Raw genomic sequence first — 16,069 nt, forward strand, 5'->3', positions numbered from 1 at the left:
ACACACTTTCTCTTTCTTGACTGGTCCCTTTTGCAGCGGAATCACTGGCCCTATATGCGTCGGAATCGATGGTCCCATATGGAGCGGAATATCCAGTTTGCGCCCAAAATGAGCATGGTAGAGTTGTTCGCGCTCAGTACGTCCTGAATTATTCAATATTGGAATTTTTTGTGATGCCAAGTTTTCTCATTTTTGAGTTCAGTGTGGAGGCAGGGAGCTTCAATAATTCTGCAGCGCCCCCTTTGCCGGAAATCTTTCCACCACAGCGACGCAAAACATCGATGATGTGCTGTTTTTCAACGCCCGCCAGGTTGGTAACTTCATTCGTCTGCTCGCTATAATTTGGTCCATTGCCATCAGAAAGAAATATCTTGGTCAGCGTTTTGCTGTCTGAAAGCAGCACGCTTCGTTCGATCATATGTTCGAGTTCGCGAACATTCCCGGGCCAATTGTAAGCTTTAAGCTCATTCATCGCGCCTGCCGAAATCCCGGTGACTTTACATAGGTGGTTTCTATTATATCTTTCCAGGAAAAAATGAGCGAGGTAAGGAATGTCTTCACGCCGCTCACGCAACGGAGGCATCAGGATCGGAAAAACATTCAGCCGGTAATAAAGATCTGAACGGAATCTTCCGGCACCTACTTCTGCGAAAAGGTTGCGATTAGTTGCTGCAATGATGCGGACATTAACCTTTACAGTAACTTTTCCTCCTAATCTTTCGAACTCCCGTTCTTGTATTACGCGCAGCAGTTTCACCTGTACTTCTAAAGGTAATTCGCCGATCTCATCTAAGAAAAGTGTGCCGTTGTGAGCCAGTTCAAACTTGCCTATTCTTCTTTCAAATGCGCCTGTAAAAGCGCCCCTCTCGTATCCGAAAAGTTCAGACTCAATAAGTGTTACAGGAAGTGCAGCGCAATTCACTTTTACCATTAGCTTATTTTTACGGGGCGATGATTCATGAATACCTCTGGCGATTAATTCTTTACCTGTCCCTGTTTCCCCCAGGATAAGTACTGTTGCATTTGAATGCGCCACTAATGACATTAATTGATAGACCCGCTGCATGGGCGTACTTGTTCCGATGATATCGGAGAAATTGTAGATTGAGCGTATTTGCTCTTGTAAATGCTCGTTCTCAATCTCCAGTTGCTGCTTATATTTAACGAGCTGTTCATTTGCAATAATATTTGACATCGCTATGGAGATCTGAGCACACATGCTGTCGATCATTTTGACGTCAGGTTCATCTGAATCGACCCAAAAGATCCCCAGTTTTCTGGTTCCGGTCTGTAGGGGCGTTGCTACACACTTTTCTACATTCATGCTCCTCCAAAAGTGAAAGTATGATGGGGCATTACCGCTATCGATCCAATCTTGCAGCTTATAAACGATAGTCTCGTTGCCGGCTAGAACGACATCAGATATGCCGTCCGCTATCGGATAGACAGCGTCAAGCACAAAATGATGTCCCAATTCTTCAATGGCCCTTTTTACGTGATGATCGAAGAGAAAAAGGCTCATTGTTTTTTCATCTTCATTTATTCCGCGAATGACGAATCTCGATATGTTTGATAATTGGCTCACAGCTTTCTCTATTGCCATGGTCAGATCATCTTTGTTACGGACTGCTGCAATATCGTGGCTGAAAGAAAGCAATAGCGCATTATGTTTTTCTTTGCGCTCAAGGTTTTCATTAACCAGTATATTTGAAATAGCGGTGGATAAATGACGCGATATGCACTGAATGATTTGCCTGTCGGCCGGATCGAATACATTTTGTCTGTAAGAAATCAGGATAAGGCCAAAGTTCGGCTCATTACCTTCTGAAAGTATTTTCAGCATAATTTCACCGCTTTTATCGACATCGACAGGATCAAGGCATGGAGGAATACAATTGAATTCAAAATCCTCAACATTGATGATTACCGGAGTGCTTGTATCCGTTGCCTTTGCCCACACGCCCTCGCGGGCCAGATTTGACCGGATCCAGTCTAATAAATCCGGGTGGGAAGTTAGACTGGTCAGGAAAATGCATTCGTTGCTATTTTCAGGAGCAATCGCTGTGATCAGAAATTCGTCAAAATGAAAAAAATTCTTGAGATCGCGCTCAATAACGCTGTTCAAACCTTCACGCGTTCGTACTTCTGAAAGGTCATGACTGAACGTTAAAAGCAGTTCGTTGATCCATCCCCGTGGATCCAGCATTTCATGAATAATGGTGTTCGATACTGCGTAGGCAAGTTCTGTTGAAAGATGATCTATAACATGGATAAACCTGTCGCCGAATGACCCTGCTCTTTTCGACCAGAAATAGCAAATCCCTACCATCCCATTTTTAATCTTTAGCGGTGTGACCAATACTTCCCGGAGGCCATAATCAAAATTAACCCGGAGCCAGAATGGAATTGATTCCGACTTAACAATGTCATTCAAAGAAACTACAAAACTTTTGTCCGCCAATATCGCATCACGTACAATGATATCGTCCAACGGCGCCCTAGCGTTTGATAGGGCCTTAAATTCGATCAGGTTTCTACCACTTGACTTTTGATTGAAAAAAAAGGGAAAGTATGTGTTCGTATGGTGATCGACCGAATGAATACTGACGCTTGTAAATTCATTTAGGCGCAGCATCGATGTGGCCAGCAAGTTAAGAAGGTCATTGCGCTCCCGGACTGCTGCAATCTGTTTCCTTAATTCTGAAACAAAATTTAGGTAGATACCTTTTTTTTCATATGTAAGCTCTTTCATAACCAATATTTCTAAAAAAGCTTCCTGTGGATGCTGCATTAATTCCACTTTTAGCCTTTTCCGACTCATTTTTTACCAATAAACTATATCTATTTTGAGATAAGTTTTGCAAACAGTATGCCTTAAAGTAAAATGCTGGTAATCAGAGTCTTGTGTTACATTAAATTAATTGGTTTGATGATATAGCATCAAATATCACTTGACATTTAGTGATATGTGAACAAATAGAAGATTTGAATAATTTTGCTGGTCTGAAAAGTACTTTTGTATAAAATCAGGCCCTGAATTAATGCTTAAAATTTATTATAATTACTCGAAAATTAATCGATGAGTCATTAAAATATCGTTTAAAATAGTGTTGCACCGAATGAGTGCGTTCCTATATAAAAAATTAAAGAATTTATCAGGATGAACTACAAGGCTAAAATTCTGATCGTAGAAGATCAATATTTTGAAGCTAATAATCTTGAAGTCCTATTGAAGAGGGCTGATTATCGTGTGTGTACCATTGCCCGTTCCGTTTCATCAGCCGTTAAGATAATTGAAAAAGAAAATCCTGACCTTGTCCTCCTCGACATCCAGCTAAAAGGCAAATTAAGTGGGATAGATTTGGCAAAATTACTGTCGCGGAAAAATATTGCTTTCATTTACCTCTCGGGAAATTCGAAGCAGCAATTTCTTGATGCCGCAAAAATTACCCGTCCGTATGGATTTCTGGCAAAACCTTTTCGTGAAAAGGATATACTCATTATGCTTGAAGTTGCCTTATATACGCATAGAGAAAATCTTGCATTAACCCGGCAACGTCTGAATCCATCTGCAGACGCAGGAGGCAATAACCACGCCTTTTCTGACATGATCGGGCATTCAAACCCAATGCTTACGCTGCAACAGCACATGAGACGCATTGCTACATCAGAGGTTTCTGTACTGATTTTTGGCGAAAGCGGAACCGGTAAGGAATTGATTGCACGCAATATTCATTTGATGTCCAACCGCGCCAGACAGGCCCTGGTTTCCGTCAACTGCGCGGCATTGCCTCCAAGTCTGATCGAATCAGAACTTTTTGGTCACGAAAAAGGCGCTTTTACCAGTGCACTGGATAAACGAATCGGCCGTTTCGAGCAGGCAGAAGGTGGAACTATCTTCCTGGACGAAATCGGCGAATTACCGCTGGATGTTCAAAGTAAGTTTTTGAGAGTTTTGCAGGAAAAAGAAATTGAGGTGATCGGGGGAAAGAATAAGAAGATTAATGTCCGCGTAATTGCGGCTACAAATCGCAATTTGCAGGAAGACGTAGTTGCGGGAAGATTCCGGGCAGATCTTTATTACCGGTTGAATGTTTTCCCGCTGGTTTCACCGCCGTTGCGTGAAAGAAAGGAAGACCTTCCCTTACTGATAAACCATTTTATAACCAAACTAAGTAAAATTGAAAATAGTAATGTTACGGGCGTAAGTGAACGGGCAATGCAGGAGGTCCTGAATTATGATTGGCCGGGAAATGTGCGTGAGCTGGAAAACCTGGTTCATCGCAGCATCTTACTTAGTACAGAACCGATAATATCTACATTCGGAACGCTTATGGAACAACCAGCCAGGCCAAATGCCGAGGGTGGCTACATGAGAACGATAGAGGAAGTGGAGAGGGAACACATTATTGCTGTTTTAGAAAAGTGCAATTGGAAGGTATACGGACCTGGGGGAGCTGCCGAAATATTGGGAATTAAAGTACCTACCCTCAATTCCCGGCTGAAGAAACTCAATATTGAAAAAGTTCGTTTGAAACTTTCCGGCAAAAATTCCAAAAGCCTCCATTAACACTGTAGTTATAATATAGTAAAATCCGCGCATCTTAGTGATACGCGGATTTATTAATTTAACGGTGGTTATGCTACCGCTTCAACTGCTTCTACGATCCCTTCATCCACCAGGCTGCAAAAAATGTAATTAAATGTAATAATTACTTTATTCGACATCGCTTTGAATGGAATAATTTTCTAAACAGCTGATACCGCCTGACAGGATGATACCGCCTGACAGATGACATCTATAACAACCTGAGGGTTTGACAGCATAGGCACATGACTGCTTTTTATCTCAGTCACTGTTGCTCCCATGCGTTTAGAAACCCAGCGCTGCAAATCGGGGTGTACCGTGTGATCTTCTGTACATAAAATATACCAGCTCGGTTTAGTATCCCAGGAGGTACTTGTTATTTTTTGCTGGTTAAACAGATCAACGTCGGGTGCATAATGTGTAGCCCATACCACTTTTTGTTCTTCGTCAGAAAGGTCACCGGCAAAGAACTCGGTTCCTGAGGGAAGCATCCAGACGCGTCCGTCTGCAACTTCAATACGACCGAAGATATCTGAAGGGAATTTATTGAGTTGATCATTAACCGTTTCCCCGACAGCAGGCGCTACCGCGGCAATGTACACGAGTCCGGCGACACGCTCATCAGTTCCGGCAGCTGTGATTGTAGCACCACCATACGAGTGGCCGACAAGGATTACAGGGCTGCTTACCCGACTGATTGTACGTTTGATTGCTGCAACATCGTGTTCAAAGGAGGTCAGTCCATACTGAACCGAGATTACTTCATGCCCTGCGGCAATTAACCCTGGAATTACCTTGCTGAAGCATGAAGCGTCTGCCCAAATGCCATGGCAAAATACGATTGAAGGTTTTTTTGGTGTGTTCATAATGTTTAATTTTTAATAATTGTTTAATAAATATGGTATGCCCTAAAGAATTTAGCATCTCTCGGAACATGGATTTGTTGAATATGATTAATTAGTTAGCAGCGCTTTCGGCTGCTTCAATGATAACTTCGGCTACCAATTCGGGCTGCGACATGAAGATCACGTGACTTCCTTGAATCTCCCTTGTCTTGGTATTAGAGCGCCCATACATGTTACGCTGAATATCCGGGTTGATTGTTTTATCTTCGGTCGCTATACAGCCCCATGATGGTTTCGTTTTCCATGCAGCTTTGGTGATCGGGGAAGTAAAAGCTTTTGCATAAAATGCACCCTGAGAGGCGTACATGAACGCGGCCTTTTTAGCATCGATATCACCGCAAAAGCCGTCGTGGAAATTTGATTTCTCGTGATAAACGATACCATTATCATCAGGTGGCAGTATCCCGCTTTCCGGCGATGGTTCAATGGTCTGGATCCAGTGAAGGGCAGATTCACCATTATCCGGCTGGAAGGCAGCTACGTAAACGAGGGCGGCAACATTCGGATGGTTTCCTGCTTCGGTAATTACTGCCCCACCCCAGGAGTGGCCCACAAGGACAGCTGGTCCTCCTATCCTGTCAAGGACTAAATTGGTCTGACGTACATCATCCTCCAGCGAGCTAAGCGGGTTCTGTACAACCAATACATTAAAACCTTTGTCAGTTAAAACATGGAATAATGGTTCCCAGCCTGATCCGTCTGCAAACGCGCCATGTACCAGCACGATATTTTTAATTGGTGTTTTCATTTTATCGAAATCTTTTGGTAATTAACTCACCTGTTTTAATTGCCGGCTGTGTCCGCAGCTATTATTTGGTCTCAACGGAAGCTTTCTCTATAACAGCAGCAACCTGCGCAGGCTGTGACATGAAGATCACGTGGCTTCCTTTGATCTCGGTGATTTTTGATTTTGAGCGGGCATAGATCCTGCGCTGAATACTTGGATTGATGGTCTTATCTTCCGTAGCTACGCAAGCATAAGTTGGTTTATGTCTCCAGGCGGGATCGGTGACAGGTGTTGCGAAGGCTTTGGTATAAAAGCGGCCCTGTGAGGCATACATAAAGGCTGCCTGCGCGGCCGGTACATCGGCACAGAAACCGCCATGGAACTTGGATTTTTCATAATAAACGATCCCATTTGCATCCGGAGGCAGTATCCCGCTTTCTTTTGCAGCCGGTGCGGATTCAAGTTGAGTTAATGCCGATTCGCCTTTATCCGGTTGAACAGCCGATACATACACCAGTGCGGCAACTTTAGGATGGTTTCCGGCTTCCGTAATTACTGAACCGCCCCAGGAATGTCCGACCAAAATGGTGGGGCCATCCTGTTTGTCAAGAGCGATTTTAGTCGCCTCGACATCGGCTTCAAGTGAAGTTAAAGGGTTTTGAACAATAGTTACGTTATACCCTTTTTTTGTCAGGATATCGAAGAGGGCCCGCCATCCGGAGCCATCAGCAAAGGCGCCGTGTACAAGTACCACGTTCTTTATGTGTGTTTTTTGAGCCTGAGCATTTGTTGTAATTAGTAATGCAGCTGTTAATAACACGGGCAACATTAACGCCGTAATGAATCTTTTGGCAATAGTTTTGTTTTTTGTTTTCATTGTTTTATAAATTAATGGATGTAGTTACAATACCCGATCTGTGGGTACATCCTTTTTATGCACGGATTATACCAACGGCGCAACATTCAATAAATCAAAGAATTAGCGACATGCAGTAATTCAAAACAAAGTCGCATGTCGCAAATAGTTTTTAAGATTGATGATATATAAACAATTTAGGATCATCCATCGCAGGTGAAATAATCTTAAATTTGGCGAATACAGAGTGGCCGCGAAAGATTGAATTGAAACCAATTCTGATAACTATAAAGAGCTTTTGCCAATCGACAGCCAGGGTTAAGTTGCTATTTTACAAGGCGAAGAAATAGCTATTTTCAGTAGCGAGATATATAAAACAGGCGGACACTCGCGGGTTAGCGGAGGAGAGGGATGAATCTGGAATTAATATCGAAAGTATGTTGATTTTAAAAAAGTGACTGCTCCGGAAAATCGGAGCAGTCACTCATAAAAGTTTCTACTTACTTCGCATATTGCATACCGTGTTTACGGCCTTTTCTTGCCCAATATGTTTGACTAAGTAAGACACTTTTTATTAAAATGAGTACGTGAGCAGGAAACTGATTGCTTTTCCTAAGCAACGATTCACGTGCTTTTTTTAAAAGGTGAGACCAATAAATGACCTACCCGATGATGTTTGTCCTGGTTAAACTCTGTAAGACCATACTCAATTTCATGCGGTTGTTTTTTACCCCATGTACCAAAAATCCGGTCCCAGAAAGTAAACACATCTCCGTAGTGGGAATCCGTGAGTTTTTGTTCGGATGAATGGTGTATCTTGTGCCAGCCAGGTGTTGCAAAAACCAAACTTGCAAATCGCTCAAAGCTTCGCGGAAAACGAACATTGCTATGTTGCATAATTAGTAATGGAATGGCGATTGATCCGTAAATAACGAAGGCAGTGATGGGCAAACCGATTAATATAACACCTATGCATTGATAGATAAACTGGGAAACGATGACATCAACCGGATGAAACCTCAAGGAAGATGAAACGTTCAAATGATTATCTGAATGATGAATGCGATGGAAACGCCATAGAAACGGTATTTTATGTTGTAAATTATGTGTCAGGTAACTGCCGAAGTCGAACAGCAATATGCCGGTAAGCAGTTTGATAGTCAAAGGAAGTTGTATGTGATTTAATAATCCCCAATGATTTTCGGCCGTGATTTCAACGATCATAACCATTAACGTTCCGAGTACGGCATTTAACAGAAACGAAACCAGCGAAATAATTAAATTTCTTCCGTAATGCCTCTTTTTGTTGGGTGGAGGGCCTAAATAGGGAAGCATATTTTCTATGCAGTACATTAGAATAAGCATTACAATCAGCACTATGGGCTGCAAGTTGGCTAATAGATCAATCATAAGTTTTATTTTAAGATGCAGACCGTCGCCGAAAAGTTCGGACAGGAAGATGTTTTAACAAAATTCACTCTTAACCTCCCGTTCAGCATGATATAACCTGATTTCTGACAATTCATTTTCCTTACGTAAAAATGTCATAAATGAGTTCGGCGGACAATGGTCAGGAAAATCCTGACTATTGGAAAACGTTACTTTAAGTACAGTCAGATCTCCGCTCGTACTACAAACATCAACGGTTTTAATCGAACTTCCATGCTCAAGGTCGTCTTCAATTCCCCATTCAAAAACGCCACGACCGACAGCCGTCTTTCCGCTTGTAAAAACAAGTTTTAAATCCCTGGCTACATGAGAATAAAGATCCGCCAACAAATTTTTATCTGTGTAGGCGCTAGGACAGATTTCCTGATAGTAGCTGTTCCAATATTGATTTAGTTCGAACGCTGAGGAATCTAAATCATCAGATCGTTTCCATAATTTTGATAACTTCTTTTTGCTGTCACTAAGCCTACTACGCACCGTTCCAACCGGCACTCCGGTAATAGCTGCAATTTGATCATAAGAGTTATAACCCGTGAGGTATCGCAGTATCACCGTTTCTCTTAACTGAAGGGGCAGCTCAGTTAATATGCCATATAATGCATCCCGGTCGCCGTTTTTTTCAAATTTTAATTCAACGCTATCCTCAATCATTTTGTCGCTGTCCGGCAATTCCTCAACGAAAACCGTTCGTTTTCCTTTCCGTGTTAACTGGTGGCATGAATTGATCACAATACGCTTTAGCCAGGGTAAAAATGAATCTGCATGCCTTAACTGATGGCTATGAGTAAATACGGTGATCCAGGCATCCTGAACTGCATCCTCTGCTTCCGCTGTATTGTCGCAGAGTTTTAGCGCCAGTGACTGAACGAACGGATTAAACTTTTGAAACAAAATGTTAATATTTAAATGGGCTTCTTCGTGCTGAACATTCCCTTGATTTTTCATTGAATTAGTTTGTTAAAATGGAATAGTCAAACACATCATTGTATTGGCTATTTAATAATATCAGCCAGGCATCAGTGATGTCCTGTTATGTACGAAACCTGGAAAAAGGCCACATTCATTTTGTGGACGGGGCTGACGGCGGATATACAAATGCCGCAAGGTGCATGAAAAATAAAATGCGTGCCAACAGGGTTTAATGGTAGTCCAGGTCTGCGTTTATAGTTTTACAAATCCCGCTCAATTCGAGCGGGATTGATCTACCTAATATATAAATGTGGACCGGCTAAAAATGAACAGAAAGACCCTGCGGCTTAAGCGATAGTGATTCGGCCGATTTATCAGGGTATTCATGATATCTCGAAACAAATTACAGGTTAACGGTCTGCTTTCCGGAGGCTATTCCTTTAATAAATTTATTTAATCCCTGGAAATAGTTCTTTTGATCATCGTAAAAACACATGTGGCTGCCATTGGGACAAAAGAGGTATGAACCGTTTTTTACCTGTGATGCCATCCACTTCATGTGTTCGGGGTCCATCGTATCATACCTTGCCCCAATCGTGAGCGTCGGTACTGTAATTTTGGACAAATCGCCTTTCCGCTCCCAATTGGTGAGCTTACCACTAAGCCCGAATTCACTTGGTCCCTGCATCATGGTATAAAACGTTTGATTCAGCTTGCTGAAAGAACGGGTTAACGGTTCCGGCCATTCGGACAACCTGCAAATGTGCTTTGCATAAAAATTTGGCATTAATAATTCCATGTAACGGGGATTAGAAAAATCACCCCTGGATTCGATCTCCCTTATCTCGGACAATGCTTTGGGGTCAATTTGTTTGGCCAAGACGTCTTTCGCATACTTATTGTAGTCAGACGCGCTCGAAACCATGTCAGAAATGATCAGTGCCTTTAAGTTCTGCTGGTATTTGAGGGCGTATTCAATAGCTACGATCCCTCCCCAGGAGTGGCCGTAAAGGAAAAAGTTGTCCTTGCTTAAATTGAGTGCCTTCCGGACCTGTTCCACTTCCTCAACACTTCTGTTCAGGTCATACACTGAGGCATCTTTCGGAGCTTCTGAATTACCGGTGCCCAACTGGTCATAATAGATAAATTCGATGCCTTCTTTCGGAAAAAAACTTTCGAAGCACTCCATATATTCGTGGCTCGCCCCGGGACCTCCGGTTAGCAGCAACACTTTGATTTTGGGGTTATTGCCAATCCTTTTAGTCCAGACCCTGAAGCTGCCTTTCGTCGTTTCGATTGGTATGATCTTAATACCGCCCGTTTGTAGCCCGGTTTCGGTGCTAAAGTACTGCGATTGCGCAACGCTACCCTGTTGGGGACCGCAAGACGATAAGGCCATCAGCAAAGCACTAAAGACGGTAACTGAAAGCATGCTTTTTAATTTACCGTTGTATTTTCCTTGCATTTTTGTTACCGGGTTCGGGCGCCGTCCGGGCAATGCATTTTTAAAGCGGGTTGTAGATTTTAACATAGATTGGTGATTTAATGGGTCCATATAAGGCCTGTCTTTTCGTTGGTTTTCGGCGGTAAAGGTAATTTTCATCTTGTGGAAAGGAAATGGACGATTAGATGTAACGTTTGGACGAACATCACTATTTTAAGGCTTAACATACCAAAAGGTGTATTGTATCTGGCTGGGCATATATGCACTTCACGCTCAAATTAAGTTATCGACTACCCGGCTTCTATCCTGACTTATCAAAACTTTGGACTATTTATTATCTCAGCCCCGAACTTTTAATAAAGTTCTGCATCTCTCAATAAAAACATTTATGACTTCTTCATTGACCACCGCGCAACCCCTGACCCTGGCCGCCGTGTATACCGCCACCGGCCCTTTCAAACATTTCTTTCCACTTCAGTCTCTATTTGGACGGATGTAAGTGAACTAGCTATTCGCACCTGCTATTTTTTAATTTTTTCACCTAACATCTATAAATGCGTTACTCCAGATTATTAATTTCTTCAGTTTTTATAGCACAGACCGGAGGGTATTACTGTTGCCAAGAATATTATAGGTGCAGACCTTGAAGCATTTTTAATCAAAACATTAAATAAGTAAACACTAAATAATCAAAACATCGTGCTATGAAAAAATCTATTTTTATAATTATGCTGACTGCATTTGCCATTGGTGCCAAAGCCCAAACTAAAGACAGCGTAAAACTTTACAACCCTGCTGCCGATGCGCGTGCCGAAATAAATGAGGCGGTTAAAAAAGCTGCTAAGGAACATAAGAATGCGCTGCTGCAAATTGGCGGTAACTGGTGTAAATGGTGCATAATTTTCAATGACCTGGTTACTACGGATCTTGATTTAAATAAATACATGACTGACAACTATGTGGTACTGCACGTAAACTGGAGTCCGGAAAATAAAAACGAAGCTGTTATGGCCAGCTTAGGATACCCGCAGCGTTTTGGTTACCCGGTGTTTGTAGTGCTTGATGATAAAGGCAACCGGTTGAATACCATATCTCCGCTTTACGTGGAAGATGACAAGGGATTTAGCAAGGCAAAGGTGATGTATTTTTTCAAAAAATGGTCGCCCATGGCCGTTGATCCAAAAACATACGCGGTTGACACAAATTAAGCGTTACATTATAAGTTCTTTGGTGGCGGTGATCAATGCACTTTTCATCGCCGTGTAATGTTTTACCGGCATCGCACAACAATGGCGGGTACCTAATCGCCAAATTTTTAAAATAACTGAAATTCATCATTTATCCGTATTTTCATATATAGTTTACGCGGTCGATGAACATTATCAAAGACACCTTCATGAAAAAGTTCCAACTGTTTATACTGCTGCTATTCTTTGTTAAATCATCTTTTGCACAAACAAGCAATCTGGATGAATTTCCTTTGTCCGTATTAAGACAAAAACTCTCCATAAGTACGAACGATACGAATACAGTCAAGTTACAGCTCGCCGTAGGACATTTAATGCTTTTAAAAGCAATAAGAGGAGAAAGAGACATTGATTCTGCAAAAACATTTTCGGCTAAGGCAGCGGTGCTCAGTGGTAAGCTGAACTATCAGTTTGGAATAATCAATGCCATGCTTCTAAATGCAGAAACTTTTTATGCCCGAAGTAACAGGGAAGAAGGTTTAGCAATCGCACAAAAAGCACTTACCTTTTCTAAAGTGCTCCATAACAGTGACGGCGAGGCCAGGTCATATCATTTGATAGCTCAGTATTACCCGGCTTCTGATCCTGTATCGCTTCAGAACAGGATAATTTACATGAACAAGGCGATTGCCATATTCAGGAAAAACAAAAATACCCATTGGCTTTCCGATTTGCTGACACAAAACGCAGATCTGCTATCTCAAGCTGAACGAACTACGGAAGGGCTGAAGATGCTGTTTGAGGCTTTGAACCAGGGAAAAGGTGTAAGTCGCAGGACTGTCGAAGGAATTTATTGGAACATTGGCAGAATATCAATGGGTATAGGCGATTATTCCAATGCTTTAAAGTACAATCTTTTGGCAGTAAAAACAGCCAATGAGGTTAATGATACAACTATGCAGGTGGTTTATATAAAACATTTGATTGCCGCCACCTATATAAAAGCTAAAGATTATGATCGGGCAATTCCATATTCCATCGAGGTATTGAAGATGGCAAAACGCTACAACGATACGTGGTGCATCAAGATGGCATCGTCGGCACTTGCTTTTGAATTTACGCACACTAACCGGTTATCCAAAGCATTAGGCATACTTAATGAACTGAAAAGCAAGGCCAGCAGTGATCTGGATAAGCTGTCTGTAAGCGTTGATTTTCTGAATAACCTGACCTATGCCAAACAATACTATCAGGCTGGTCAATATGTGCAGGAGCTAAAAAAACTGTTAGCGGGAATTCCAACAGATAATCCCACAGTGATCATGGATGCTTATAATGCGCTCGCCTATTATTATTCTGAGACAAAACAGGTGAAACTGGCTTTCCATTATACGGATTTATATGCAGCACTGGCGCATCAATTAAATTATGTTGAAGGAATTACTGCCGCCGATGACCGATATTATAAGTTGGTTAAATTGAATCAAAGGTCGAGGACCGACATTGGAAAATTCTTTAAAGATCAGGAGATCAGAGATTCTGCTTATAATAAAGTAAAAGCCTACCAGATATTCCTGCTGGATATGGAAAATGAAACACTGGAAAAAAACAGGTATATTGACTCCCTTACCTTGGATGCTCAAATAAAGGAGATTAGACTGAAGCGTAATCAACTTATTCAGAAGGTGACTATTTTCGGGGCTGCGATGCTTTTAATAATCACCGGTTTGATCTACAGCCGTTACAGATTGAAGCAACGCAGCAATGCTTTACTCACGTTGCAAAAGGAGGAGATTGACAGTAAGAATAATGCCCTTCAACAGCTGATAATAGATAAAAACGAGCTATTGAAAGATAAAGACGAATTAATATCATTAAAGGACTTATTGTTCAAAGAGGTTAACCACCGTGTAAAGAACAACCTGCAGTCGGTTATGTTATTATTGGAAAATCAGGCAGCAATTCTCGAAGGGGAAGCCCTCGATGCTGTAAATATCAGTCGTCACCGCATATATGCTATGTCTCTGGTACATGAGCAATTGATCGAATCGTCAAAGCTAAAGTCGGTTAATATGAGCCTGTATCTGCCACAGCTAATCGAACATATCAAGGGTAGTTTTCAAGGGTCAACTCAGGTAAATATCAGGATCAGTGTAGAAGAATTATTAATAGATGTTTCCCTGGCGCTTCCATTAGCTCTTATTGTCAATGAAGCAGTGACTAATGCAATTAAATACGCATTCCCAAACCAAAAAAATGGTGAGGTCTATGTTGCATTTGGGATGATCAAGGACCAAATCAGGTTGGAAATCGCGGATAATGGTAAAGGAATGGACAGCCATGCGAAAACTAAAAAAAACAGCGGCATGGGATTGAAATTAATGCGGGGTTTGTGTGAGGATATAGATGCAAAAATAACCTTCAAAAATGCGTCCGGAACACGAATTGTTATACTGTGTAATAATGATCGACAGCAGGAAGAAATTAATATGGATACGGCTTTGCGTCATTTGCCGGATTTAGATATGAATTAACAGGCTTCTAGTAAGCGGGATGACAACCTCATAGCCCGAAACGTTTTTTCAAGCTATGAGTGTTATTTAATCTACTTACACCTGCTCCAGACGTCTTCTTAATAATTTCATATCCTTACTGATTTTCACATCAAGGACTTTAGCATAATGCTGTGTTTGTTTAAGTGACTTATGTCCAAGCATCTTTGACACTGTTTCCATTGGTACGCCGTTGGTAAGGGTAATAGTGGTAGCAAAAGTGTGCCTGGCAGTGTGGAAGGTTAGTTTTTTATTTACACCAGATACGTCCGCGATCTCCTTTAAGTAAGAATTCATTTTTTGATTAGTAAGGACAGGTAGGAGAGTCCCTTTGTTTAAACATTTGGGATGGTCTTGGTATTTGTTAAGAATAGCCAGGGCATTTGGAAGTAAAGGGAGCCTTGTACCTGATTTTGTTTTTTGCCTAGTTGTAATGATCCACTTAGTGCCATCTATCCCGATGACTGTATCCTTACTGCGTAGTTTGTAAACATCACTATAAGCTAATCCGGTATAACAGCTGAAGAGAAATATATCACGGACATGATTGAGCCTTTCTGTGTCGAATTGTTTATGCGTTATTCTGGTTAGCTCATCTTTGGTTAAAACAACTGGGGTTACCTCATCTCGTTTTGTTCTAAAGCCCAAAAACGGATCGTTGGTTAGCAGGCCTTTTTGTTTACATTCCAAGACAACTTTTTTGAAATTTCCCAGGTATTTTATTGCCGTGTTGTTACGGCAATGTCTCTCTGTTTTAAGCCAGAATACAAACTGCGATATAAATTCATAATCCAATTCCTTTACCTCCAGATCATCTTTTCTATACTTCCATCTAATAAAGTTGTTTACATGGTCGTATGCGGTCTCATAACGAGTTAATGTAGCTGGAGCGATTTGTCGTCCTACTAAAGCCTTCATTTGTTTGTTATGAAGCTGGAATGCTTCCATGATGAAGTGTTTTTTCTCATCTTTTCCAATGAGTACGTCTTTTATATTTTCTGCAGTTACAGGTTTATTGCCTTCAAGTAGTTTGATTTTCGCCTGATAAACTTTACATGAAATCAAATCTAAATAACAATTCAATTCTTTCGCTTCTTCGCTGATACCAGTTGTCCTGCCTAATTGTACGTTCCACTCTTTGAGTATCCATTGTCTTTTCGTTGATATTTCCCGACGCTCTCCGTCTACCGTGATACGTAGATAAATATATCTGTTTTCATTTTTTTGATTTTTGGTTTGCTTTAAATAATAAAGCAAACCGAAGCTTTTTTCTAGCATGTGTTCTTTTTAAATGTCGGCAAATCTGTCAAAGGTTATATTGAATTAAAAGAACAGGTAATTTTACAGTCCTTAGATCTTAATTTACGGGTATTAACGGAGATATGAGAAACACTTTATTTAATTAGTTTTTGCTATTGTAAAATAGAGCTTGGTGAGTCTTTTTTAAAGCAA

General features: G+C 41.3%; 13 protein-coding genes. 4 read left to right on the forward strand and 9 right to left on the reverse strand.

From position 1 onward, the window contains the following. The coding region (locus M2273_RS00005) for a hypothetical protein (RefSeq protein ID WP_429391457.1) at window positions 1-180 on the reverse strand (180 nt) is incomplete at its 3' end. Then, entirely contained in the window at window positions 149-2,791 is a 2,643-nt protein-coding gene (locus M2273_RS00010) for a sigma-54-dependent Fis family transcriptional regulator (protein WP_429391460.1), read from the reverse strand. The genes M2273_RS00010 and M2273_RS00005, both read right to left, overlap by 32 nt. A gap of 369 nt (window positions 2,792-3,160) precedes the next feature. On the opposite strand from M2273_RS00010, the gene M2273_RS00015 reads away from it, so the two are divergent. Then, window positions 3,161-4,570: a sigma-54-dependent transcriptional regulator gene (locus M2273_RS00015; protein WP_429391462.1), complete on the forward strand. Its 1,410-nt coding sequence runs from the start codon at window positions 3,161-3,163 to the stop codon at window positions 4,568-4,570. 179 nt (window positions 4,571-4,749) lie between these two features. Here M2273_RS00015 and M2273_RS00020 read toward each other — a convergent pair whose 3' ends face one another. From M2273_RS00020 to M2273_RS00040, 5 genes are all read right to left on the reverse strand, one after another. Next, the gene (locus M2273_RS00020) at window positions 4,750-5,454 is read right to left on the reverse strand and encodes an alpha/beta hydrolase (protein WP_429391464.1); all 705 of its coding nucleotides are present in this window, start codon (window positions 5,452-5,454) and stop codon (window positions 4,750-4,752) included. Between the two features lie 91 nt (window positions 5,455-5,545). Beyond that, window positions 5,546-6,241: an alpha/beta hydrolase gene (locus tag M2273_RS00025; RefSeq protein WP_429391465.1), complete on the reverse strand. Its 696-nt coding sequence runs from the start codon at window positions 6,239-6,241 to the stop codon at window positions 5,546-5,548. 61 nt (window positions 6,242-6,302) lie between these two features. Beyond that, window positions 6,303-7,097, reverse strand: a complete 795-nt coding sequence (locus M2273_RS00030) for an alpha/beta fold hydrolase (protein ID WP_429391467.1) — start codon at window positions 7,095-7,097, stop codon at window positions 6,303-6,305. A 603-nt stretch (window positions 7,098-7,700) separates the two neighbouring features. Further along, complete coding sequence (locus M2273_RS00035; RefSeq protein ID WP_429391469.1) at window positions 7,701-8,486, reverse strand: sterol desaturase family protein; 786 nt, start codon at window positions 8,484-8,486, stop codon at window positions 7,701-7,703. A 54-nt stretch (window positions 8,487-8,540) separates the two neighbouring features. Further along, window positions 8,541-9,470 (reverse strand): RNA polymerase sigma factor, encoded by a 930-nt coding sequence (locus M2273_RS00040; RefSeq protein ID WP_429391472.1) that lies wholly within the window; start codon window positions 9,468-9,470, stop codon window positions 8,541-8,543. Window positions 9,471-9,508: 38 nt separating this feature from the next. Between M2273_RS00040 and M2273_RS00045 the strand changes: the two genes are divergently transcribed. Then, a complete protein-coding gene (locus tag M2273_RS00045) occupies window positions 9,509-9,667 on the forward strand; it encodes a DUF3095 family protein (protein WP_429391474.1) in 159 nt (52 codons plus the stop codon). A 170-nt stretch (window positions 9,668-9,837) separates the two neighbouring features. Here the strand turns inward: M2273_RS00045 and M2273_RS00050 are convergent, their stop codons facing one another. Further along, window positions 9,838-10,965: a proline iminopeptidase-family hydrolase gene (locus M2273_RS00050; protein WP_429391476.1), complete on the reverse strand. Its 1,128-nt coding sequence runs from the start codon at window positions 10,963-10,965 to the stop codon at window positions 9,838-9,840. 617 nt (window positions 10,966-11,582) lie between these two features. Between M2273_RS00050 and M2273_RS00055 the strand changes: the two genes are divergently transcribed. Continuing rightward, complete coding sequence (locus M2273_RS00055; protein ID WP_429391478.1) at window positions 11,583-12,086, forward strand: thioredoxin family protein; 504 nt, start codon at window positions 11,583-11,585, stop codon at window positions 12,084-12,086. Window positions 12,087-12,274: 188 nt separating this feature from the next. Further along, window positions 12,275-14,599, forward strand: coding sequence for a histidine kinase dimerization/phosphoacceptor domain -containing protein (locus M2273_RS00060; RefSeq protein ID WP_429391479.1), 2,325 nt, complete (start codon window positions 12,275-12,277; stop codon window positions 14,597-14,599). A gap of 75 nt (window positions 14,600-14,674) precedes the next feature. Here the strand turns inward: M2273_RS00060 and M2273_RS00065 are convergent, their stop codons facing one another. Then, window positions 14,675-15,895: a site-specific integrase gene (locus M2273_RS00065; protein ID WP_429391481.1), complete on the reverse strand. Its 1,221-nt coding sequence runs from the start codon at window positions 15,893-15,895 to the stop codon at window positions 14,675-14,677. Between the last annotated feature and the right edge of the window lie 174 nt (window positions 15,896-16,069).

Source organism: Mucilaginibacter lappiensis, assembly GCF_050433765.1.
GTDB lineage: Bacteria > Bacteroidota > Bacteroidia > Sphingobacteriales > Sphingobacteriaceae > Mucilaginibacter > Mucilaginibacter lappiensis_A.

What these genes read in the sequence shown, in the direction of transcription:
- M2273_RS00010 (WP_429391460.1), bottom strand. Translation starts at nt 2,791, where the DNA reads ATGCAGCATCCACAGGAAGCTTTTTTAGAAATATTGGTTATGAAAGAG.
- M2273_RS00015 (WP_429391462.1), top strand. Translation starts at nt 3,161, where the DNA reads ATGAACTACAAGGCTAAAATTCTGATCGTAGAAGATCAATATTTTGAA.
- M2273_RS00020 (WP_429391464.1), bottom strand. Translation starts at nt 5,454, where the DNA reads ATGAACACACCAAAAAAACCTTCAATCGTATTTTGCCATGGCATTTGG.
- M2273_RS00025 (WP_429391465.1), bottom strand. Translation starts at nt 6,241, where the DNA reads ATGAAAACACCAATTAAAAATATCGTGCTGGTACATGGCGCGTTTGCA.
- M2273_RS00030 (WP_429391467.1), bottom strand. Translation starts at nt 7,097, where the DNA reads ATGAAAACAAAAAACAAAACTATTGCCAAAAGATTCATTACGGCGTTA.
- M2273_RS00035 (WP_429391469.1), bottom strand. Translation starts at nt 8,486, where the DNA reads ATGATTGATCTATTAGCCAACTTGCAGCCCATAGTGCTGATTGTAATG.
- M2273_RS00040 (WP_429391472.1), bottom strand. Translation starts at nt 9,470, where the DNA reads ATGAAAAATCAAGGGAATGTTCAGCACGAAGAAGCCCATTTAAATATT.
- M2273_RS00050 (WP_429391476.1), bottom strand. Translation starts at nt 10,965, where the DNA reads ATGTTAAAATCTACAACCCGCTTTAAAAATGCATTGCCCGGACGGCGC.
- M2273_RS00055 (WP_429391478.1), top strand. Translation starts at nt 11,583, where the DNA reads ATGAAAAAATCTATTTTTATAATTATGCTGACTGCATTTGCCATTGGT.
- M2273_RS00060 (WP_429391479.1), top strand. Translation starts at nt 12,275, where the DNA reads ATGAAAAAGTTCCAACTGTTTATACTGCTGCTATTCTTTGTTAAATCA.
- M2273_RS00065 (WP_429391481.1), bottom strand. Translation starts at nt 15,895, where the DNA reads ATGCTAGAAAAAAGCTTCGGTTTGCTTTATTATTTAAAGCAAACCAAA.